Below are 23,580 nucleotides of genomic sequence, written 5' to 3' on the forward strand. Positions count from 1 at the left end.
AAAAACAAAACGAGTATTCCCTGCAAGCCAACTCTCATAAAAGAAAAAAATAAGTGAGCAACTGGAGAAGAGGTATGATGAATCACAAAAAATCCGTATTTTACGTGTCGCTAGCCTTTAGTCTGGCGTTAATCAGTTTTGGGGCATTTATTCCTGATAAACTGGAAGCTTTTTCACATTCCGCCTTAAGTTTTATCTATAACAATCTAGGTTGGTTTATCCTAGGTTCCGTTTTTATCTTTTTCAGCTTTTGTATGTTTCTTGGATTTTCCAAATTTGGTCACATACGTCTTGGTGATGACAATGATAAGCCGGAATACAGCACAGTCACTTGGATTGCGATGTTATTCAGTGCCTCAATTGGTATCAGTTTGATGTTCTGGGGAGTGGCAGAGCCTGTTTCCTATTATATCAGCCCACCAGTTGGTCAAGGTTCAACAGAACAGTCGGCCAAAGCAGCCATGCAATATGTCTATCTACACTGGGGGGTTTCCGCATGGGCGTGTTATGCACTCGTCGGCGTGGCTTTGGGCTATTTCCAATTTAGGAAAAAGCTCCCGTCGTCACTTAGTTCTGTTTTCTATCCCTTAATTGGGGATCGGATCTACGGCTCTGTCGGGAAATGGATCAATATATTGGTGATGTTATCCGTCGTTATTGGTATCGCCACATCATTAGGTTTTGGTACACTACAAGTTAACAGTGGTATGAATTACTTATGGGGATTGCCCATTAGTATTTATGTACAAATTGGTTTGATTGCTATCATTACTGTTGTTTATGTTGCTTCGACAATTTCCGGGCTACAAGGGGCAATAAAACACCTATCAAACTTAAATATCATACTTGCTCTAGGATTGATGGCATTTATCTTTCTATCTGGCCCAACCCAAACTATCTTAAAAGTCTTATTCCAAGGCATTGGAGACTACGTCCAAAATTTTGTCAGCATGTCATTTCGCACTGAACCCTATAATGACGGTACTTGGATTGCTAACTGGACACTGTTTTACTTTGGTTGGTGGATAGCATGGGCACCGCTAGTTGGCAGCTTTGTGGCTCGTATATCGAAAGGAAGAACAATCAAAGAATTTATGATTGGCGCAGTATTTATTCCTGTATTAAGTGCTTTTGCTTGGTTTGCAGTCATGGGTGGGTCAGCAATCCATCTTATTCAAAATCTAGGCCAAACAGCACTGGCTGATGCCGTAAAAACCGATGTCACATCCGCATTGTTTAAGTTCTTAGACTATTTCCCTGCATCAACATTTATTAGTGTTTTAGCCATTGCCTTAGTGCTGATTTTCTTTATTACTTCTGCTAACTCAGCGGTATTTGTACTGGGAATGGTCAGCGAAAATGGGAACCCAAATCCTTCTCATGTCACTAAAACCATTTGGGGAGTCATTATTGCAGCAATCGCGATCGTGCTAATTATGACAGGTGGATTATCAGGTTTGCAATCCGCACTGGTTGCTATGGCGGTGCCATTATCCATCATGATGCTAATTATGTGTTACTCCACCTATAAAGGCCTCAATGAAGAAGTCAATGCACAAGCTGCAGCCAAAAAAGAGTTAAAAGATAATATCCAAATAATTAGTAAACCTATTCTTCCTGAAATTGAAAAATAATCGTCACTAAAAGCACAAACCCCAGTATGTCTGACAACATATTGGGGTTTTAATTATATTAGTAATAAATTATTTATTACTTAAATTTATTCATCGGAAAATAGAGTTAAAGCAAGTACTAAAGCATCTTCTCGGCCTTTTTTGGCAGGGTAGTAATCTTTACGTACCGTTACTTGGTGAAAACCTAGCTTATCGTATAGATGCAAAGCAGATGCATTTGATTCTCTCACTTCTAACCATAATGTGAGAATGCCTTTCTTTATGAGTTCCTTGATAAGCTCTTCTAGCAACAAGCGGCCATACCCTTTCCCTTGGTAATCAGGGTGGAGAGCAATATTGAATAGGGTCGCCTCATCAAGAACACATTGTGTTATCGCATAACCAATAATTTGATTATTAACAGAAATTTTTAAGTTATGATACTTTTCCCCTTGATTTCCATAAAAAACTCGCTCAGTCCATGGAAAGTCATGGCTTAACTTCTCAATTAAGTACGCAGTTGCAAGATCAGATTGCTTTAGTGTTGAAATTTTCATCATATTGATAAATTTGTTTCCATAGTGCCCGTTTAGCGCTACAGCTTGTACTTAGCTCAGACAAAACAGGTGAAGTAAACATGACTTTTGAACCTTCAGGCTGGATTTCATCACCTAATACCCAACATGGTGTTATTATTGGTGTTGGGATTAAACCTAATTGCTCTGAATTGACACAAACCACATCGTCCTGTGCAATATTCATGGAAAGAAAAACATCTTTTAGCAATTGGCTATTTAAATCAAGGTTCTCATCAGTAATAATAATAAGCTTAGTCGACGCTGGGATCCTTACACCACGTTCACCACGTAACACAGCAGGATTTCTCACCATCCATTGAGTGATCCCCATTTGTTCTAAAAGCCTGTCACGTCGTGTCATTTGATTTTCCAGTCGCAATTTTACAACCACATCTTATCAAAGGGGATTAATAGCGCCAACAGAGCAATGCTATTTCTCTTATCTTTGGTAAGATGTCATCGGTTTTTTTATTATTTTAGGAGATTGACAGAATATGTCATTACTGACACCTGCCAGCGAAGTTATTCAACGCCATCTCGAACATTTTATAGATCGTCATGTCATTTTGGCTGGTGACATTCAGGATGAGCTCGCTGCAACCTTAGAAGCAGCTAGTGTTCGCGTCATCACCAACCAGTATCATCACTGGCAACGCTTACAACCGTTAATGGGTGATATGGCGTTATTCTCTGCCATAACCCCAGCAGAATTTATCCAGCCTTGCGATACTCTCATTTATTTTTGGCAAAAAAACAAGCAAGAAGCCTGCTTCCAACTCGATGACCTTTGCACTCACCTTGCTGCAGGTAGCCAAATTTTTATCGTCGGCGAGAATCGCAGTGGTGTTAAAAGCGCCGAATCTATTATGGAAGGGATCGCTAACTTACAAAAAATCGACTCTGCACGCCGTTGTGGCTTGTACTATGGTGAATTAGAACAACCCACAACCTTTGATATTGCTCGCTGGTGGCGTCATTATCAAATTGATAATGTTAGAATTAATGCATTACCTGGGGTATTTAGCCATAATGAGCTGGATATCGGTAGTGATCTACTATTGTCCACGCTAACTGACCCAATGAGCGGTGATCTGCTTGATCTCGCCTGTGGCAATGGCGTGATCGCTGCGGTGATCGGCTCACAAAACCCAGAGATCAAACTCACCTTAAGTGATGTCAGTGCATCTGCGCTTGATTCCGCAGCATCCACTCTTGAGGCCAATAAACTGGTCGGTAAAGTCATCGCAAGTGATGCTTACTCTGATATTAACGATAAATTTGATTGGATTATTTCAAATCCACCATTCCATGATGGCCTAAATACCAGTTATCGTGCGGTTGAAAATATGATTTACCAAGCCCCTAAATACCTGAAAAAAGGTGGACGTTTGCGCATCGTAGCTAATGCCTTCTTACCATACCCTGATTTACTTGATAAAGCTTTTGGTAGTCATGAAGTACTTGCCAAAACAGGAAAATTTAAAGTTTACCAAGCAGTTAAGCGTTAATTTAATCGCTAATAATTTAACTAAAGCACAATTTATCATACTACTCATTGGCTGGTGATCCTTTACCGGCCATTTTTTCATCAATCGAAAAATACTTCATAAAAAAATTATTGACGTTCGTCGAAATTAGCCTAAAATCCGCACCACATTATTGCTGGTTAGAAGCATTGATGAATCAAAGTTTAGTTAGGTATTGCGAGGGTGGCGGAATTGGTAGACGCGCTAGCTTCAGGTGTTAGTGTCCTATGGACGTGGGGGTTCAAGTCCCCCCTTTCGCACCACTAACTTTGTATAAACCACAATAATTTAGTATTGACGAGACAGTATTGCGAGGGTGGCGGAATTGGTAGACGCGCTAGCTTCAGGTGTTAGTGTCCTTCGGACGTGGGGGTTCAAGTCCCCCCTTTCGCACCACTGGTCAGTCATTGTTTATAACACCCTGCCCATTTTGACCTTCCTTGTACGACTAGCGCTGCCCTAATTCTCTATTTTGTTCTGTTACTTACTGATTATAGAACTAACTTTGTAGAACAAAGGCCATCATAAAACATGCGAGTGAAATAACTGCGGGGACAATCAATAAACGACGAGAACCGCGATTAAATAGCATCCCAGCGGTTGCTACCATCATGGTAATCATAATGATTTTTAGATTATCTAAGCCCATATTATTGAGTATATAAGCAATGCTCAGCAATATCACAGCAAAAACACCCCAAAGGCCAGCACCTATTCGCCTTAAACCTGTGGTTTTTGATATGCTAGTTGGCATAGTGACCTCAACACCCTTAAATGATAATGATTATCAATCATATCTAGTTTCTAGTAAATTTCAATGCTTTTTTATTTCACCACGCTATAAATTAACACTTATTTTACAAAATACAAACTTACGAAAATAGATAAATAAAATGAATATCTTCGGGCTCCAATGCAAATAATTCAGGGTCAGGCTGGGCAATTAAGGAACAACCGAGATGTTGATAAAAGTGCACCGTATTTTCTGAAGGTGTCGCAGAAATATATAAGCCTTTTGCACCTTTTTGTATCGCCATTTCAGCGCATTGTTGGAATAACATCCCTGCTAAACCTTTACCACGATGTGAGTGGCTCACATGCAGGAAAGACAATTGCAGTAAATTTTTTTGTTCGCCGCGCCACACATTATCTAAACTTGCGGCAGCAATTAGCTTGCCCTGCTCAAAAATACCAAGAAATACCGCTCCTTGGTCATAACTTTCCAACAAATGAGGGGTATAAGCTTCAGGTTCGCCTTCTGGCCAACCTTTCATATCAAACCGCTGCTTGGATAGCACCAACTCACCATTTCGATATAGATAAAGGTTTTCAATTAATTCAGTGCGGTCGATAGACCAAACAGATGGGATTTCCTCTCGTTGCAGTTCGCGAACTTCTCTCATAATGTCATTCTCATTATTCGTGCCTATGAATAAGCACATTTATTGTTATTTAATAAATCAATTTATCAAGATAATGAATAAAGAAAGAAGTGCAAATGTTTAGTACGTTCATTGAGGCATGGTTGAAAAATAAGAAAAAAAAGGGCTAGAAATAAAAAAACTCCCCGCAACATCCTATTGCGGAGAATTTTTACTACAGGGTTGGTTTATTGCTTCAATCCCATTGCATCGCGCATGGTAAAGAACAAATCAGTTTGGTCAGTCAGACCCATTACGTTTGCCGCATGTGGACCATAAGCCGCCACACGTAACTGAGCACCCGTGTGCTCTTGAGAATCATCTTCTTCAGAGTTACCGTAATTTACCACCATCACAGAACCGTCTTTAGTAATCAACGCCTGCGTTAAACCCGTTGACTTAGTGCCTTCAGGAATAATTTGGCTTGAATGTGAATGGTCAGCGGTCACGATAACTAATGTATCACCATGTTTTTTAGCGAAATCTAAGCCGACTTGTACAGCTTGGTCGAGAGCGACAGTTTCACCAATTTGACCACATGGGTTTGCTTTATGGTCTTGCTTATCGATAGAAGCACTTTCAACCTGCAAGAAGAAACCATTTGGGTTGACTTCTAACAGCTCAATCGCTTTTTTCGTCATTTGAGCCAATGTTGGTGCATTCGGGTCTAACTTAGCATTCGGTTTACATTCTAACGGCGCATTGTTGATATTACCGTAATGAACTGCTTTCGGGCCTTCCCATGCAACAGTCATGTTGCCATCATGGAATAAGCCCAGAACAGGTTTATCTTGATTTGCAACAGTAATGCTGTCTAATGACTTAGCGTCACGCACAATATTATACCCACGCTCAATCGCCTGTTGCTCCAACGTTTTACCTTTGTAGTCACCCGCCTTTGCTTCTTGCTTGAAGCTCTTAGCTCCACCACCAAGGGTGACATCTGGGCGAGTTACCAACAGTTGCTCTGAAATTGAACCTCGACCGCCATTTTCTAGCGCGTTAGCCGCACATTTTTCTGCTGTTTCCTCAGGGCCATAACATTTACGCGCACTCACATGCGAAAACTGTGCAGCTGGCGTAGCGTCTTGAATCTCAGAGGTTGTGACGTTACCCGTCGCTTTACCATTACGTTTAGCTATCTCAATTAATGTCTCATGATCGTTGCCAAATACATCAATCCCTAATGCGCCATTGTAGGTTTTTACACCAGAAGACCACGCCGTGGCAGACGCTGCAGAGTCAGTCACATAGTCTGGTTTTTGGGTTTTCTTATCTAACGCATAATGGGTATATTGGCCTGTAATTGGCAAGGCATCGATTCCTTTAAAGAACCCTGAAGCACCTTCTGCATAGTTACGGGCAACGGTTATCTCTGAGTCACCCATACCATCACCAATAAACAGAATCACATTTTTGGCTTGGCCATTGTGAAGTGCCGCTTTCATGATATCAGTTTGCTCTGTCGCTAAACGACGCGCACCACCAAATTTTGTGATATCACCTTGTGCCGCACGGTTTTCTGACACCGCATCATTTTTATCAGCCGCGTAGGCAGGGACTGCACTTCCTAAAATTAAAGTACTTACCGTGACAGCTAAAAGGGATTTCATAAAATTACCAGTCATAACTGTTTCCTTGCCAATCAATAATAAAAAGAGAAAATGTGTATTTCAAATAATGACAGGCATGCTAAAGGAGCTAGATGACAGTTGAATGACGCTTTTATGGCGAAATGAAGACGTTTGTCATAAATGTGAAAAAGCAGCTAAATATAAGCTGCTTGTTGTGAATCAGTGTTATGGCTATTTACCATTGTGACACAAGTTGATTTGTTCCCTCATAAAGCGTTTCACACCAAGAAACATAGTCGTGCCCGCTAGGTAACTCAATAGCATCAACTTGATAACCTTTGTGTTTTAGAACATCCAGTAATCGGTAGTGGTTCTGAATAATTCCCCCCCAACTACCGCGTTGTTCGAATAAGCCGGCCTCAAGGAAAAAACGGATAGGTTGCGTTGGTATAATTTCGATTTCACGAATTAACCACTCAGGGTCTTTATCTTTTGGAGCCCACCAATAAGATCCTGACATACTGATAACATTACCGAAGATTTCAGGATGTTGTAATGCATTCCATGTCGCGCCAATCCCACCATAACTGGAACCCGCAATAATCGTATGGCTTGCAGGCGCTTGAATTCCCATTTGTGCTAATTGAGGCATAAGCTCATCTGCCAGCAACTTAGGAAAGGCATCATTTGGGGGAAGCTCATCCCCACGACGCTCTGAATTTATGCTATCAACAAATATAATATTCATAGCTGGAAAACTCCCCTGATTCATCCACTTATCAAAGAATTTCTCCATTTGATAGTTTTGCAGGTAAATTTGCCCATCCAATAGCAACAATAACGCCGGTGATTCCATTGGTACATTAGGCTGATAAACCGTTATTTTTCTTTCGTTTTTTAATATTTGACTCACCAACGTAAAAGTCTCTAAACGGCCTTTAATCTGCCGATTTTCTACATCAGGAAAGTGACACTGGCGTATGTTCGGTGCCAATGATAACAACGAAAAACGGTTATATTTATCGACATTTAGGGAAGGAATAACGTGAGAATTATATGGGTCAGACTGCGCGGTGACTAGAATTGCTTTACGTTGAGCAAAACCGCCTTCCGGTACAGAAGGGATATCTGGTGCAATTTTATATTGCGATAACGTATCATTAGGGATGATAAAAGAACGATACCAAATATCCGTTCCCGCCAAATGGGCCATTCTTTCGTGATTACCTGACGGCGCACCTAAAATATAGGCGTTTGCTTTCGCGCCACGCCAAAGGAATGTCACCCGTTTTTGTCTATTTGAAAAATCTTCAACCAGTGGCGTTCCTTGCGCGGCAACGGCTTGCCAAAATGCGCTTGTATCACCATTTTGATAATATTCATCCAATAAACTTTGCAGCTTAGGAGTAACCGGTTCATTATCCTTTTTAATGGCTAAAGGCTGGTACTGGGTGACATCAAACTTTAATTGCCAAGGTTTACCCGGCTCACCATTCAACGCTAAATAATAAACCCCATTTTTTGATACTAAATAATCCGCATTATGAGGTTCTTGTACTGAACCGTACTCATGCAATGCACGCACTGGCTGTTTATTGGAATCCAATAATAGAACCTTGGAAAGACCTTCACCGCGTTGTTTTATAAAATCTTGCTGCGATACTTCAAAAGATAAGCAGCTATGACCTTCGCTATCATGTACCCCTTCAGCAAAGGAAAGCTCAGATAAACGTATACAGTCAGCGTGTGTTGCCATCACCGCAGAAGAAAACAACATACAACCTAAAAGAGGCAAAGATTTCACATCAAATTCCAGTGAGTCAATTGATAATAATTATTACTATCAAAAAACTCTTTTAAACTCAATGGCTCACAGCACGTTTTTCCACCAGTTGGTTAATTAACTGCAGCGCACTCAATAAATAATAGCGTTGTTTTTTTATTAATCTCAAATAACGGCGAGTCGCGGGAATGCGGCTCACCATTTCTGATGCCGTGTAAGGCTCAATTTCACAACGCCAACGACCTCGGCTAAACTCTATCTCGCAATGATTAAATTCCAGCTCTTCTAATGTTTGCCTAATAATTGGGTACTCATTCAGCCATTCAATAACTTTCTGCCCATCCATCTGCTTCGAAACAAAATGGATATGCTTCTTCTTTATAGTCCCACGGGTTTTTACTTCAATTTTTGCATTGATACTATCTGTACATTGGCCAGATACCGCAAAACGGCTATACACAATAAAAGCGAGAAACAATTTTCTTGGCCGTTCAGTCACCTCAATCGTTAATTCGGGTTGAGGCTGCACATGAAGCACTCCGGGTGCCCCCCACTCACATGGATAAGGCGCCATGTCCTTCTCAACACGGTTAAGAGTCAATCCTGTTTGATATCCGGCAGGCAAACGTTGCTGGGTAAACTTACCGATTTTCTTCCACAAAGACGGTTTAGGCGAGGTTACGTAATGGCTCAAGTTGGCCTCCTTCCATTTCTTCATCAGCGAAGGAATTAGATAAAACGTATTCAACATCCACAGGTTTAAATGGGTTCACTTTCTGTACAAAAACGGTCCAAATTAATGCATATCCGGCTGTTAAACCTAACATAATGGCAAAAGGAATATAGATATCCGATTTATTCATGCCTGGTGGAGTGATATACACAATCGCTAAAATAATCCCGACACTCGAAATAATTTGCGGTATAGGGAAAAAAGGCGAACGATAGGCTCGATGTAAGTCAGGTCGACGAATACGCAATAACACTACTGAAATCGTTACCAGCAAGTAAGCCGTACCCCAAGAACACACCGCCGCCAGTACCAATGGAATGATACGATCAAGGTCGCCTTGAATAGCAAAAGCGTGCAAACATGGGATCATCACAGCTACTAAAATACCGAATACTGGAGTTTTAAAACGAGGGTGCAAATAAGCAAAGATGCGTGGTAATGCCCCATCAAGAGCCATTCCATAAAGAATGCGAGGAACCGCTGCCATTAACGTATTGATGGTCGCTCCACCAGCCAGTAATAACGCGATACCTATCCAGTATTTACCAAACTCACCCATAACAATTTCGGCGAATGCAGGGATTGCCATCGGTGTTTCAAGTAAACGCGTACCTGTCAGCGGGTCAACGACCACATTTTCCACTTGGTTCGCTAGCGCTGCACCGAATAACACCATACAGAGTGCGACACAAAATAAACCTGTTGTCATCGCACGGGGAATCACTTTCGCGGAATTTTTAATTTCAGGAGCCATTGGGGTTACTAGCTCACAACCAACAAACATGAACATTGCCATACCAACAAAGCTCAGTATTAGTGTTGGGTCCGTATTGAGTGGCTGACCAAACCAGCCGTCCATATCCACATGAAATGGCAACAACAAACCACTCACACTAAAAATTACTAACGTGGACCACATGGCAAATGTCAGTACAACCTCGACCTTACCAAAGGCTTCAATACCAAATGCATTTAAGATACCAAACGTGACAACCAACCCAACACCAACCATCCAAGATGAGTTACTGGTCTCTAAGACCGTGTTGAGATGCTCAAAATTAACGAGAGCCATAATCCCTGACAGAATAGTTTCGGCAGTTCCTGCAAACACATGCACAATCAAGTAAGCCGAAAGCGCACCTGTTATCGCCCAAAAGCGTCCCATCCCACAAGAGATATAGTCATATACTGAGCCTGACGTTGGTAGAATGGCCGCAGCCTCCGAAAATGTAGTTAACTGAGCTTGCATCATGATGAAACTGAGTAGCACCGCTAAGGCAAACGTATCGCCACCGATGCCGAATCCACTCGTGACGGTTAAAATAACAGGACTGGCCATAATCAAACCAGCAGAACTCGCCAAGGTGGTCGGAAAGCCAACTTTCCCTTTTTCTAAATGTGTCGACAATTTTGAGGATAAATTCATCTTGCTTCCCTCTCACTCTCTACCTAGCTATTAATGTGAATTTTTTGTAAAAATAAAGTGGTTTCATATCCACTATAGAAATAAGCTTAAATCCACTGCTATCGTTCTAAAGGACGATACCCAGAGAGAGGGGAAATAAAGTATAGCTCGCGAAAAGTACCCATATTTTTAAAAACAAAAAAAATAATTAAAGTAATATCAATATGTAACAAACAAACCACTTGTTAATATATTAATAAATATCTTTCTAAAGATACCAAAAAGCAGCAAATCAATATTCATGAGGTTTTCATGAGTTTTAAATACTGCTATCAACTTCACGTTATTAATATGTTTATTTTATGTTAAATTCATTAAGAGGCATGATAATAATTCGATTAGTACACAAGGGAATATGATGAATTCACCATTATTCGAGCCTCATCAACAAACATTGATTGATTGCTGCCTAAATACCATTGCGCATATTATTCCGGTTTCTGCATTGGTGTATTACCTCGTGAATGATCATTGCCAACCAGATAACTACGTTCTTCACGGGATACCGGCAAAAATGCATGAAGAGTATCTCGCTTATTTTCACCAATTAGATCCTTTACACCCTGACCATTTTCGCAGCGATGATTTACGCTTAGTGAGAATGGATTCTGAAATACGCCAGCAGAATCAAGCTTTTTTCCATGATTTTATGCAGCCAAATAACATGACTGATATGGCGGAAATATTTATTCGTCGTAAAAATAAAATTATTGCGGGGATTTCGGTGCTGCGAGACAGCCCATTTAGCCAACAAGAAATCATGCGATTAAATACTATTTTACCTGTCGCTGAGCTGATGACATTTGATGTACTACCTGATTCCTTAGTGGCTTATACCCCCAAAGAACAAGAAATTATCCATTTAGTACGAGAAGGCGCGAGCAATAAGCGAATTGCATTATTACTGGGGGTTTCGCTATCAACAGTGAAGACTCACTTACGCAATATCTTCACTAAAGCAAATGTGACTAACCGAACCGAGCTTGTTTCATCCGGGTTTATCATTCACCAAGAAAAATGACAGTAAATCTAACGACCACCCGCCGTGGATGAACATCCACAATAGCTTTGTCTTTGAATTGATTAATAAGCCATAGTATCTATCAAATATAAAAAACCCGGCACGATGGCCGGGAAATGTTGATTAATTAAATATAAATTGAACACTAATAACGCACCATGACAGACTTTAACTCTGTGTAATACTCAATAAAGGCACTACCAAATTCACGACCAATACCTGATGACTTAATGCCACCAAATGGCACTGCGGGGTCAAGGAAGGTATGCATATTCACCCATACCGTTCCCGCTTCAATGCGTGAAATCATACGCATTGCTTTACTAAGATCATTTGTCCATAAACTCGCAGCTAAACCAAACGGAGTGCTATTCATCATCTCAATAAGTTCTTCTTCGTCATCGTAACTCAAGAAAGTCCCTATTGGCCCAAATGTTTCCTCTTTCATCAATACATCATCTGGGCTATTAGCACGAATAATGGTTGGAGGCACAAAGTACCCAGCGCCTGCAACGGGTTGGCCACCATAAATAATTTCACTACCCTCTTGGCGAGCTTTTTCAAACAAACCTAAGATTTTTTCGTAATGCGCTTTATTGGCCAGCGGCCCCATCTCGGTTGTTTCATCCAATGGAGAACCGACTTTCATCGCAGACAAACGCGTTTTTAGTTGCGCTAATACTTCATCCATCAATTTAGATGGAATATAGAACCGCTCAGCAGCCGCGCAAATTTGCCCTTGATTTAGATACCCCGCTTCAATAATCCCATTAACAATTTTTTCAACCGGAAGGTCAGCTAAGAATGCAGCACCATTTTTCCCACCAAGCTCCAGTGTTACTCGGGTTAGTTTACCTTCCATTGCTGAACGCCCTACCGCCAGCCCAGTCGGTACAGACCCCGTAAATGTCACTTTAGAACAAAGTGGATGATGAATCAGTGCCGGCCCAACTTCACGACCACCACCATTTACGATATTAATTACTCCGTCAGGAATTCCCGCCTCTTTTGCCAATTCCACCACTCTTAGCATAGTTAGTGGAGTAAATTCACTTGGTTTCAACACAATCGTACAGCCACATGTTAAAGCAGCCGCTAATTTCCAAATGGAAATCATAATAGAAAAGTTCCAAGGAATAATACCAGCCACAACACCAACAGGTTCACGCTGGGTAAATGCAGAATATTTCTCACCATTAAAAGAAGGCAATGAAACATTCAATGTTTCCCCGCTGATTTTAGTCGCCCAACCGGCAAAATAACGCAAAAACTGCGCAGATGACCCCACTTCAAGAAAACGAGATAATTGAATGGTTTTACCTGAGCATAACGTCTCTAACTGGGCTAATTCTTCAAGGTGCTTTTCAAGCAAGTCAGCAAGGCGGTTTAAGCAATTCCCTCTTTCCATTGGTGTCGTGTTTGCCCAAACTCCTTTAAATGCAGCATGAGCCGCATCCATTGCGGCATCAACTTCCGCTAAAGTTCCTTCTTTTACTTTAGCAATAACCTGTTCAGTGGCTGGGTTAACAACATCAAAAAAAGTATCGCCTTTGCCAGAAACCGGTAACCCGTTGATAAAATGACCGTGCTGACGCTTCAAAAACTCACTGACTTCTGGTAATAGGGTTAACTCGCTCATTGTTATCACTCCACTCAATAGAAATTAATTAGGCATTTACACAAGCTAAGTAATGTTTTACGAAGCGTGGTGTATCAATTTCCCATAAAACTTCGGTACCTTTCGCGGCAAACCAGGTATCGCCTTTATGGTATTCAACCGTCACACCGGTTTTCACATCCGTTAACTTCACCGAACCTTCGTGGACTGTCGCCATTTCATCAAATGGATATACCATTTTGAACTTGCCTTTAGTACAAGCAAAAATACCGCAGGTCAGGTTATCCGTTGGTTCACCGTGGATCATTGCAACACTCGCTTGAGGATCGCCTTCAACAACCACAGAGCCTAAATTTGTCACGCTACCAACATTCAATAACTCAGGTAGTGGTTTGTTTAACAGTAATGGACTAATCATAATTTTTACCTTTAATCGATTTTAATAAACTAGTTAGGTGGATAACGAATTAGCGACGACCTTGCCAATAACCGGATGTCTGATGCATTATTTTTGCCAACGAAACAATCACATTACGCAGACTATCTTTACCAATAATATTGGCGTGCGGGATAGAACTCATTAAGTCATAACGATGAGAACCTTCCACCATCCCTTCAGCAAGAACTTTGCACACAATCTGGCTTGGCGTAACACCAAAACCTGAATAGCCCTGTGCATAAAACACATTTTTGTGTTGTGGTAATGAACCAATTTGTGGAAATAAATTTGCACTACATGCCATTGGTCCACCCCAAGCTAATTCAATTTTGACGTCTTTGAGGTAAGGAAAGACTTTTAGCATTAAATTACGATTCCATGCTTTAAGATCAGACGGAATATATTCAAGAAAATGAGTGGAACTGCCAAATAATAGGCGATTCTCATTCGTCACCCGGTAGTAATCTATTACAGGACGAATATCACTATAAGCACCACGAATTGGGCTAATTCGCTCGATTAATTCATCAGGTAGCTCTTCCGTCATTAATTGATATGCGTAAGTATTAATAGTTTTAGGGTAAATCGTCGGCTCAAGGCCATTTAAAAATGAATCGCAAGCCCACAGCATTTTCTGTGCTTTAACTGTTCCCATCGCAGTTCTGACTTTGATGGTATTACCATATTCCACATTTAATACTTGGCTATTTTCAAATATTTTAGCGCCATATATTTCACTAATCGCTTTCGCTTCACCCAATAATAAATTCAATGAATGAACATGACCGCCACCCATGTGTTTGATCCCACAGGTATAAGCATCAGAACCAATAATCTGTTTTAGTTCTGAGCCACTGTAAAACTCAATTTCTTCATCAGGATCAACTGACTTAAAATCTTTTAGCCAACTGCGTAAGGTTTTTTCTTGGCGCTTATTACTACCTAAGTATGCGTAACCACGGCAAAAATCTGCATCAATATCATATTTAGCGATACGATCACGCATGATCCCTGCGCCCATATTACTGAGTTTAAAAATCGTTTCTAAACCCTCTGGCCCGACATATTTTTTGATTGCATCGATATCATGGCCAATGCCCGCCATTACTTGCCCGCCATTACGCCCTGAACCACCGTAGCCAAGGTGCCGTCCTTCCAAAATAGCGATATTGGTAATCCCTTTCTCACACAGCTCAAGCGCAGTATGGATCCCAGAAAAACCACCACCAATAATCACCACATCAACATCAAGATCTTCCTTTAGCGTAGGAAAACGTAAGTCATACTTTTTAGTTGCTGCATAGTAAGTCAATGATTCTACTTGGTTATTCATTATGGATACCCTATTTAGTATCTTTCGATAACTCGATTATCTTAACCTTACATTAACAATTACATAGCCCTTTAGGGACATTCGAAACATAAAGTTAACAATTGTGACGCAAGTAGAATATTTAAATAATAATAAAATTTTAAAAAAATAAAAAAACAATCTAAAAATCAAATAATTAATAAACCATTCTCATATTAATAATAATGATTATTAATTTAATTTTAGTTCATACAAATCATCTAGACAAAAATAAAAAAAATAATGCAGCAATAAAAAAGATAACAAGCTATAAAATGCTATTAAATCATTAGGTTAAAATAAATATAAAAACACATTATACTTAGCTTAACCTATTCATTAATAAGTTAAATAATTCAACCTGTGAATTAATATTTAGTTTTTGATAGATATTTTTACGATGATTTTTCACTGTTCCTAAACTAATGAAAAGCATCTGTGCAATTTGTGGTGAACCTTTACCTGCTAAGATTAATTCGACAACTTCACACTCTCTTGGTGTCAGCCCAAATCGTGTTTGCATATCAGTATTTTGATGGTGGTTCGACACCGAAGAAGGAGAAACATCTTTATGAAGTTTCACCATACTACGAATGATATCGAAGGCGTCTTTAAGGGGCGCTTGCGTATATTTTCCCGAGAAAAAAGGCCTATCTTCATTACCAAAAAAAATGCCTAATTGCCTGTCAGTTGAAATATCTAATAACAACCCAGCTTCATCACACCACCCTGTCTTACGATAAAAATTGAGATAATAATCTGTATGATAAAATCCTTTAGGTGCGAGTTCTTTTAGTGTTAATACTTTGGAAGCGCCTCCCTTTTGGATTTCTTGGTAGAATGGATCCATTAAATAAGCACCTCGTTGATAGATTCTGTTAATACTATCGCTATTACGGCGCTCTACTTTGGAAAGAAATCGGGGTGGAGCTCCTTTTTCAAAGGAGTAAACAATCGCATTATCGAATGCAATAAGTGAAGATAACCATGATAATAAATTAGGATAAAACTGGTTAGTTGCAACAGAATCAATGACATCAGGTAATTTTTCCAGATAGTTCTCCATTCTGCCTCCACAATTATTAACTAATTAATAAACCCCCTCTAGGCGGCTTCATTTATATTGCTTAAAACTTCATAAAGAACACATTATCTTTATAAACTCAACACGATTGTTATTAATATGTTAATCACATCACTCTATATTAGTAACCCTAATGAATAATTTCATTACATTAGTATTCATAAAAATAGAACTTACATCACATAAAAATAAATTTATCCATATATTATGTTAATTAAAAGTAAATAACCTAATAAAAGGAGAAATAATGTCTAGCAATAAAATTATTATCGATTGTGACCCTGGCCATGATGATGCAATGGCAATTTTCTTAGCATTAGGCAATTCAAATGTAGAGTTACTTGCGGTAACGACGGTTGTCGGAAACCAAACTTTAGACAAAGTTACTTATAATGCACGCGCAATTATGGAATTCGTTAGTGCAAATGATATCCCTATCGCTGCTGGTTGCTCTAGGCCATTAGTGAGAACAATACAGACTGCCCCAGAAGTTCATGGAACAACAGGACTGGACGGCACTCACCTCCCTGAACCCAAATTACCTATTGACCAACGACACGCTGTGGACTTAATTATTGATACGCTGAAGTCACATCCCTCTAAAACGGTTACTCTCGTACCTATCGGAGGACTCACAAATATTGCTTTAGCCGTGAGGAAAGCACCTGAAATTGTAGAATTAGTAAAAGAAGTTGTTTTAATGGGAGGAGGCTACCATACGGGCAACCGTACTGCAGTCGCCGAATTCAATATCCTTATAGACCCTGAAGCTGCTCATATCGTGTTTAATGAAACTTGGCCTATCACTATGATTGGGTTAGACCTTACACACCAAGCAAGGCCAGACGACCAAATAATGGAAGCAATTGCAGCGTTAAATACACCTGTAAGTGACTTTGTTGTTGAATCTCTAAATTACTACACGGCAGGTTACCGTAGACGTAATGGCTATACTGACCACGCCCCGGTTCACGACCTATGCGCTGTTGCTTATGTTATCGACCCATCCATAATGGAAACGATTAAGGCTCCAATTGATATCGAGCTACAAGGCGCTCTAACAACAGGTATGACAGTGACTGACTTTCGCCATCCAGCTAAAGCAGATTGCCACACACAAGTCGCCACAACATTAAATAACCCTCAGTTATGGGATATGTTTATTGCTTCTCTAAAGCAACTAGAAAAATAAAAACAAAAAGGTAGCCTATAAAAACAGCTACCTTTTCAGAAGATTATGATTTGATAATTTCTTTTAACTTAGTGTAGCGTCTAATTAATCGCCATTTTAATTTTACTGTTGTTGCATGCGCCCACACTATTTGCCAATAACCCTTATCAAAAAATAGTTGTACCATTTCCTTCTGTACATCGGGTGATTTAATGGCTAATAGCGCTTGAATCACCCCCAAACCTTCCTTTCCTACCTGCCATAAGCAAGCTGGTGCCTGTTTAACTTGTTCAGGATAACGCTGGTAAATATTTAGCAGCATATCAATAATCTTCAAATACGTTTTTATCTTGCGGACAGAGCGTTCATCACCACTTAATGAATGCGAAACAGATTGGTTATGGATTAAATATCGGTAGTATTGTTCATTAATAAATTGCACGCGCTTCGCCACGAGTAAGACTTCCGTCGTCCAAGGAATGTCTTGATGATGTAACTTAGGCTCAAAGAAAAATTTGTGTTGGCGCAACATGTCCAAACGATATAAATTCAGCCAAGTTACATGCAGAAACTTGCGTGAACTTAAGCCAATTTCAAGCCATTCAGGGCCTGAAATTACCCCAGTTGACGGGACTTTATTCGGTGGGAAAATTGCCTTTGGTGCATCACCATTAGTATAAACATAAGTTCCATTACAGGTTGCAACATCGAGGTCATTTGATAATGCTATTTCTAATAAACGCCCATACATTTGAGGGCTAATTTCATCGTCAATATCAGGGAATGTAATATATTTTCCCGTAGCCTCTACCATCCCCGTATTACGGGCAACTGATACGCCTTGGTTCTCTTGATAAAGCACTTTTAAATGTACAAATTTATCTGCGTAAGACTTAATGATGTCTTCACTTTTATCTTTAGAACCATCATTAACAACGATCAACTCCCAATTTTCTAACTTTTGCGCGATTAAGCTATCAAAAAACTGAGGTAGAAATTTTTCACCATTATATACAGCAACGACAATACTCAAAACTGGCTGAGAAGACATGTATTAACCCTATACCAATCTATTAAAAATTATTCATAAGCTAAATAATTAAACCAAATATAAAGCAAAGTAGCAGATAGCAATATGTCACTTCATGTTACTTCACTAAAATTAATAAGTTAGAAAAGAAAAAATCACATTGGTTCCATTGTCATAAAAATTTAATAATTTAAAATTCAGATTTATCAATCTGCAATGGAATTATCTTATTTGTAAGTATGATTTATATTGTAATGAACTAATTATCCATTAATTGACCTAATAAACATTAATGACACCTTAAAAAATATTGAGGATATTCTTGTGGCTGGAAGTAGCTTACTCACATTACTTGATGATATTGCCGCTGTACTAGACGATGTTTCCGTCATGACAAAAATGGCTGCCAAAAAAACATCCGGAGTTTTAGGTGATGACCTCGCACTAAACGCCCAGCAAGTCACAGGCGTTCGTGCAGAGAGGGAAATTCCTGTTGTTTGGGCCGTCGCTAAAGGGTCATTTGTTAATAAATTAATACTTGTTCCTTTAGCGTTGTTAATCAGTGCGTTTATCCCTTGGGCTATCACACCTCTACTCATGATTGGTGGAGCCTATCTTTGTTTTGAAGGAGCAGAAAAAATCACTCATAAGCTATTGCATTCTAATGCAAAAGATTCTACTCCCCAACACCAATTGCAATTATCAGCAGAAGAACTTAAGGAATTTGAAAGTAAAAAAATCAAAGGAGCTATTCGTACCGATTTTGTTTTATCAGCTGAAATTATTGCCATCACACTCGGCATTGTTTCCACTACCTCTTTTATCAACCAAGTAGCCGTACTCTCTATCATTGCTATCGTGATGACTGTCGGTGTGTATGGCTTAGTTGCAGGTATTGTGAAATTAGATGACTTAGGCTTTTATTTACAGAAGAAAACCTCTTCTTTATTAAAAAAATGTGGTAATGCCTTAATTTATGCGACTCCTTATCTCATGAAAACATTATCTATTGTAGGAACAGCTGCGATGTTTATGGTCGGTGGAGGTATCCTAACGCACGGTATCAGCTATATTTCAGAATGGATTACCGAAATATCATTTACCGCAACCTTAACACCTATCATTGGTAGTACTATGCAGTTTGTCTTACCGACTATAATTAATTTATGTTTTGGGCTAGTAACCGGCCTAATCCTTGTCTCGATAATCTCACTATTCAAAAAATTTAAAAAAGCCTAAAACAAAAAGATAGCTCTATCGATTAGAGCTATCTTTCTTCCTGCCATTCGATAGTTTTTCAGTAACATTTTTCGGTGTATATTATTTTACACATTGATTTTCATCGATATTTAAACTGATCTAAATCAAAGGAAATTCATCTTTAATTTAAGCTATAATACGTATCCCCATTCCAGACTAAACCAAATTTAATCTTATATATCAATAAATAAAAGTACAAAACTTAAAGAGAAATTTTATTTTCTATTTTCTATTTTGTTATAACACCAGAAAATTACTACCAAAGTAGTATATTTAATGTTCGCCCCTTTATGAACAATACTAGAACTATGCATTTTAAGTTCGCTAGCGCGACTCTTTAAGGAAGTGACACATGCCCACACTGTATCGTCGATTTTCAATTATTAACCAAGTGATCGGCCTTATGCTACTTATTGCGATCTTAGGAATTATTGGGATGACGATTTCTAATCGAATGATTATAAGTGTACAAGGTAATGCTCACGCAATAAATAAATCAGGTTCACTACGAATGCAGAGCTACAGGTTGCTTTCTCTCGTCCCTCTGAATACTCAAAATCAGCGTTATCTCGACGCATTAGAATCTGACCTCATTAGCCCAGAACTGACTCAAGTTGTAAAAATTGAAAGCTTAACGCCTCAATTTGATGAGCTCTATAATTACTGGTTACATATCTTACGACCTTCATTAATGGAAGCAAATACGCCTAACGATGCAAGGTACGAAGTTATATCATTTGTAAGTAAACTTGATGAATTGGTTCATAATATTGATGAGAAAACAGAAAGAAAGATTGCTTATGTAGCTATGACACAACTGATTTTTATTAGCTTAGTATTCTTATTACTTATGGGAACCATCTGGCACTTAAGAAGAAAAATTTATTACCCATGGGTTAAATTATTATCAATGGTCAATGCGATTGGGCGAAAAGATTTTAGCCAACGCTACCCTAAAAATAATAGGCAAGATGAGTTAAACGCATTAGGAGAAACGCTGAATCAAATGTCAGATGAATTAGCGCTAAGCTATCATCAACTTGAAGAAAGAGTTGCAGAAAAAACTGCAGATTTAATCACAAAAAATAAAGTGTTATCTTATTTATATCAATCAAACCAAATTCTTCATTCATCAGATCCCCTCTATTTGCGATTACAAAAAGTCCTTATTGAACTAGAAAACATTACCATACTCAAAAATCTAAGTTTACGGTTGTATGAAGAAAGTAATGAAGCCTATTTTCATGAAATATGTTGCCGTTCAACCGGATTATCTGAAGAAAAGACAACGAAGCTAAAACAACAAATTTCAATCGATAAACCTCTCAGCTTACAATGGGATTTATCAGACAATATGCATCGTTATGGCGTTATTATTGGTGAGATTGAAGATAATCAAATACTTTCAGACGAACAAAACAACCTCGTTTCTGTTCTAGCAAAACAAATCTCTGGTATGCTCGCGATGGAGCACCAAATAGAACAACAACAACAGTTGCTTATCATGGATGAACGTTCTGCAATTGCACGCGAACTTCATGACTCTATCGCTCAGTCTTTATCTTGTTTGAAAATGCAAATTAGCTATCTGCAATTACAGCCTGAGCCATTACCAGAAAAACCTCAACAGCTTTTAACAGAAATGCGCAGCGAAATTAATACCGCATATAGCCAACTGAGAGAGCTATTAACCACATTTAGGCTTAAATTAATGGAACCTGGCCTACTTCCCTCATTAGAAAGTACCATTAATGAATTTAGCGAACGTATGGGGTATACAGTAACCTTAAACTACGACCTACCCGCAAAGAGTATTTCACCACACCAATCTATTCATATTATACAAATCGTCCGAGAAGCATTAACTAATATTCTAAAACATGCTAATGCAACATCGGCTGAGGTTTCATTAAACCAGTATGATGGTATTGTTACTATTACCATTATCGACGATGGTGCAGGGATCACGTCAAACACTGATAAACTTAATCATTATGGGCTTATTATTATGAGAGAAAGAGCATTAAGCCTTAATGGTAATTGTTGTATTACACCTAGGCCTCAAGGTGGAACAGAGGTAAAAGTTACCTTTCCTTTATCTGACGCTTAACATACCGGAAAATCATCTATGGAAAATACAAATATAGTAAACGAAAAATCAACCATTCTACTTATTGATGATCATCCGATGCTAAGAAATGGAGTCAAACAATTGATTAGTTTGGAATCTTCATTACAAGTTATCGGTGAAGCAGGAGATGGTAAAACAGGTATACAGATCGCTGAAGAGCAAGATCCTGATCTTATTTTACTGGATCTCAACATGCCTGGAATGAATGGTTTTGAAACTCTTGATGAACTTAGAAAGCGAGAACTATCCGGTAGGATTATTCTTTTTACTGTTTCTAATTATAGTGATGATTTAGTCAATGCACTAAAAAGAGGTGCTGATGGCTATTTGCTTAAAGATATGGAGCCTGAAGAGCTTATAGTCGCCCTAAAAGAAGCCGCTAGCGGTAAGTTAGTTGTTAGCCCAACATTAGCATCTGTACTTGCTGAATCACTCAGAGACAATACCACACAGGATGATAATAATATAACTTCATTAACACCAAGGGAAGCCGATATTCTAGAGCTGATATCACAAGGCTTATCAAATAAAATGATAGCTCGTAAACTAGATATCGCAGAAAGCACAGTAAAAGTACATGTTAAACATTTACTTAAAAAGCTCAATTTAAAATCAAGGGTTGAAGCCGCTGTTTGGGTGTTACAACAAAAATAATTTTTAATCTCACAGCTATATAAGCTTATGATAGCTGTGAGCTTTGAAAAAATCATGTTAACTAATAAACAGCTCTAATATGCAAACTTATATTTTTAATTATACTAAACTAGTGTAATAATTTTTATGATGGAAAATAGTATAAATGGAAGATGAATTAATTTTAGTTAATGAACATGATGAACCTGTTGGTGTTATGTCAAAATTATTGGCACATCAACTCGGTTATCTACATCGAGCATTTTCAGTATTTATCTTTAATGAGCAAAATGAGCTATTAATTCAACAACGGGCACTTCATAAATATCATTCAGCAGGGCAATGGGCAAATTCTTGCTGTAGTCACCCTAAACCTAATGAGGATACTCAGAAAGCTGCTGAACGTAGGCTTCAAGAGGAGCTAGGCTTTGTCACCCCATTAACATATGTGGGTTCCTTAATTTATAAAGCTGATGTTCAGGGAGGCTTAATTGAACATGAATATGACCATATTTTTATTGGTTATTACAACCAATATATTCAACCAAATAGGGATGAAGTTTCATCTATACGGTGGGTAAGTCTTCCTCAATTAAAACAAGAGATCGTTCTTACGCCTGAAATATTTACACCATGGTTTAAAAAAATATTGGAAGAATTTCCTTTATTAAATATTTTAAATAAATGAGTTTGTAATATTTTAATTTTTAAGACACCATTCAAATCATAAAAAAATTTATATAATATTACATATCATAAAGATATATTATAGATGAGAAAATAATTTAATTATCAGTTTCATATAAATAAATAGTGCTAGTTTAATCTCAATTCTCAACGTAGGCTAACTAATCTTTTCCATTGAATTATTTTCAATACTAAATATTGTCATTATTATTTATTCATTGAATATAATTACATTATTAATAAACTTTACTGGTATATTTCTATAGTAAGTAATCACTTAAAACTTACTGCGGCCTTATTCACTATATTTTATTCCTTCTTTTACCCGATATATTTTTAATCCTATAATAAGTGAGCTATTACTCACTACCTTATCCCCTCAATCGCATTCCCCCCTGAATACTCAGAGTGCAACGCGTTGATTTAATTCTTCCCTCTTAACTCCCCATCCTCTTTGCAGCT

Annotated in this window: 21 protein-coding genes and 2 tRNA genes; 10 read left to right on the forward strand and 13 right to left on the reverse strand. The window is 38.6% G+C overall.

What is annotated here, in order from left to right:
* Positions 1-74: 74 nt before the first annotated feature.
* Positions 75-1,634 carry a BCCT family transporter gene (locus tag PR683_RS11870; protein ID WP_004914810.1) on the forward strand — a complete coding sequence of 520 codons (1,560 nt, stop codon included), beginning with the start codon at positions 75-77 and terminating at the stop codon, positions 1,632-1,634.
* Positions 1,635-1,720: 86 nt separating this feature from the next.
* On the opposite strand, the gene rimI is transcribed toward PR683_RS11870, so the two are convergent.
* Positions 1,721-2,173: a ribosomal protein S18-alanine N-acetyltransferase gene (rimI, locus tag PR683_RS11875; RefSeq protein WP_109911832.1), complete on the reverse strand. Its 453-nt coding sequence runs from the start codon at positions 2,171-2,173 to the stop codon at positions 1,721-1,723.
* Positions 2,142-2,552, reverse strand: a complete 411-nt coding sequence (locus PR683_RS11880; protein WP_004914814.1) for a DNA polymerase III subunit psi — start codon at positions 2,550-2,552, stop codon at positions 2,142-2,144. The genes rimI and PR683_RS11880 overlap by 32 nt, the downstream gene beginning before the upstream one ends.
* 133 nt (positions 2,553-2,685) lie before the next feature.
* Between PR683_RS11880 and rsmC the strand changes: the two genes are divergently transcribed.
* The 3 genes from rsmC to PR683_RS11895 all read left to right on the forward strand — a co-directional run bounded on the left by rsmC (position 2,686) and on the right by PR683_RS11895 (position 4,113).
* A complete protein-coding gene (gene rsmC, locus PR683_RS11885) occupies positions 2,686-3,699 on the forward strand; it encodes a 16S rRNA (guanine(1207)-N(2))-methyltransferase RsmC (RefSeq protein WP_164528364.1) in 1,014 nt (337 codons plus the stop codon).
* A 195-nt stretch (positions 3,700-3,894) separates the two neighbouring features.
* Positions 3,895-3,980: transfer RNA gene (locus tag PR683_RS11890), tRNA-Leu, on the forward strand.
* Positions 3,981-4,027: 47 nt separating this feature from the next.
* Positions 4,028-4,113 (forward strand) — tRNA-Leu (locus PR683_RS11895).
* A gap of 103 nt (positions 4,114-4,216) precedes the next feature.
* Here the strand turns inward: PR683_RS11895 and PR683_RS11900 are convergent.
* From PR683_RS11900 to PR683_RS11925, 6 genes are all read right to left on the reverse strand, one after another.
* Positions 4,217-4,471, reverse strand: coding sequence for a DUF1435 family protein (locus PR683_RS11900; protein WP_115166586.1), 255 nt, complete (start codon positions 4,469-4,471; stop codon positions 4,217-4,219).
* A 118-nt stretch (positions 4,472-4,589) separates the two neighbouring features.
* Positions 4,590-5,120, reverse strand: a complete 531-nt coding sequence (locus PR683_RS11905; RefSeq protein WP_117162881.1) for a GNAT family N-acetyltransferase — start codon at positions 5,118-5,120, stop codon at positions 4,590-4,592.
* A gap of 206 nt (positions 5,121-5,326) precedes the next feature.
* Positions 5,327-6,766: an alkaline phosphatase gene (gene phoA / locus PR683_RS11910; RefSeq protein ID WP_004914820.1), complete on the reverse strand. Its 1,440-nt coding sequence runs from the start codon at positions 6,764-6,766 to the stop codon at positions 5,327-5,329.
* A 181-nt stretch (positions 6,767-6,947) separates the two neighbouring features.
* Positions 6,948-8,516, reverse strand: a complete 1,569-nt coding sequence (locus PR683_RS11915; protein WP_272581798.1) for an alpha/beta hydrolase-fold protein — start codon at positions 8,514-8,516, stop codon at positions 6,948-6,950.
* 58 nt (positions 8,517-8,574) lie between these two features.
* Positions 8,575-9,189 (reverse strand): DUF3156 family protein, encoded by a 615-nt coding sequence (locus PR683_RS11920; RefSeq protein ID WP_042851671.1) that lies wholly within the window; start codon positions 9,187-9,189, stop codon positions 8,575-8,577.
* Positions 9,164-10,654, reverse strand: coding sequence for an APC family permease (locus PR683_RS11925; RefSeq protein WP_004914823.1), 1,491 nt, complete (start codon positions 10,652-10,654; stop codon positions 9,164-9,166). The genes PR683_RS11920 and PR683_RS11925 overlap by 26 nt, the downstream gene beginning before the upstream one ends.
* A 397-nt stretch (positions 10,655-11,051) precedes the next feature.
* Between PR683_RS11925 and PR683_RS11930 the strand changes: the two genes are divergently transcribed.
* Positions 11,052-11,714 carry a helix-turn-helix domain-containing protein gene (locus PR683_RS11930; protein WP_109911828.1) on the forward strand — a complete coding sequence of 221 codons (663 nt, stop codon included), beginning with the start codon at positions 11,052-11,054 and terminating at the stop codon, positions 11,712-11,714.
* 145 nt (positions 11,715-11,859) lie between these two features.
* On the opposite strand, the gene PR683_RS11935 is transcribed toward PR683_RS11930, so the two are convergent.
* The 4 genes from PR683_RS11935 to PR683_RS11950 all read right to left on the reverse strand — a co-directional run bounded on the left by PR683_RS11935 (position 11,860) and on the right by PR683_RS11950 (position 16,188).
* Entirely contained in the window at positions 11,860-13,353 is a 1,494-nt protein-coding gene (locus PR683_RS11935; RefSeq protein WP_123382522.1) for an aldehyde dehydrogenase family protein, read from the reverse strand.
* A 28-nt stretch (positions 13,354-13,381) separates the two neighbouring features.
* A complete protein-coding gene (locus PR683_RS11940) occupies positions 13,382-13,750 on the reverse strand; it encodes a cupin domain-containing protein (RefSeq protein ID WP_109911826.1) in 369 nt (122 codons plus the stop codon).
* Positions 13,751-13,799: 49 nt separating this feature from the next.
* A complete protein-coding gene (locus tag PR683_RS11945) occupies positions 13,800-15,104 on the reverse strand; it encodes an NAD(P)/FAD-dependent oxidoreductase (RefSeq protein ID WP_196719787.1) in 1,305 nt (434 codons plus the stop codon).
* 340 nt (positions 15,105-15,444) lie between these two features.
* Positions 15,445-16,188 carry a helix-turn-helix transcriptional regulator gene (locus tag PR683_RS11950; RefSeq protein WP_109911824.1) on the reverse strand — a complete coding sequence of 248 codons (744 nt, stop codon included), beginning with the start codon at positions 16,186-16,188 and terminating at the stop codon, positions 15,445-15,447.
* A 265-nt stretch (positions 16,189-16,453) separates the two neighbouring features.
* On the opposite strand from PR683_RS11950, the gene uriH reads away from it, so the two are divergent.
* Positions 16,454-17,398: a uridine-preferring nucleoside hydrolase UriH gene (uriH, locus tag PR683_RS11955; RefSeq protein ID WP_004914829.1), complete on the forward strand. Its 945-nt coding sequence runs from the start codon at positions 16,454-16,456 to the stop codon at positions 17,396-17,398.
* 43 nt (positions 17,399-17,441) lie between these two features.
* Here the strand turns inward: uriH and PR683_RS11960 are convergent, their stop codons facing one another.
* Positions 17,442-18,428: a glycosyltransferase gene (locus tag PR683_RS11960; RefSeq protein WP_004914830.1), complete on the reverse strand. Its 987-nt coding sequence runs from the start codon at positions 18,426-18,428 to the stop codon at positions 17,442-17,444.
* A gap of 303 nt (positions 18,429-18,731) precedes the next feature.
* Between PR683_RS11960 and PR683_RS11965 the strand changes: the two genes are divergently transcribed.
* The 4 genes from PR683_RS11965 to idi all read left to right on the forward strand — a co-directional run bounded on the left by PR683_RS11965 (position 18,732) and on the right by idi (position 23,119).
* Positions 18,732-19,646, forward strand: a complete 915-nt coding sequence (locus tag PR683_RS11965) for a DUF808 domain-containing protein (protein WP_109911823.1) — start codon at positions 18,732-18,734, stop codon at positions 19,644-19,646.
* Between the two features lie 373 nt (positions 19,647-20,019).
* Entirely contained in the window at positions 20,020-21,777 is a 1,758-nt protein-coding gene (narX, locus tag PR683_RS11970; protein ID WP_272581799.1) for a nitrate/nitrite two-component system sensor histidine kinase NarX, read from the forward strand.
* Between the two features lie 18 nt (positions 21,778-21,795).
* Positions 21,796-22,452: a two-component system response regulator NarL gene (gene narL / locus PR683_RS11975; RefSeq protein ID WP_004914835.1), complete on the forward strand. Its 657-nt coding sequence runs from the start codon at positions 21,796-21,798 to the stop codon at positions 22,450-22,452.
* 145 nt (positions 22,453-22,597) lie between these two features.
* Positions 22,598-23,119 (forward strand): isopentenyl-diphosphate Delta-isomerase, encoded by a 522-nt coding sequence (gene idi, locus PR683_RS11980; protein WP_004914838.1) that lies wholly within the window; start codon positions 22,598-22,600, stop codon positions 23,117-23,119.
* The last annotated feature ends 461 nt before the right edge of the window (positions 23,120-23,580 follow it).

This window comes from Providencia sp. PROV269 (genome assembly GCF_028477785.1).
Taxonomy (GTDB): domain Bacteria; phylum Pseudomonadota; class Gammaproteobacteria; order Enterobacterales; family Enterobacteriaceae; genus Providencia; species Providencia rettgeri.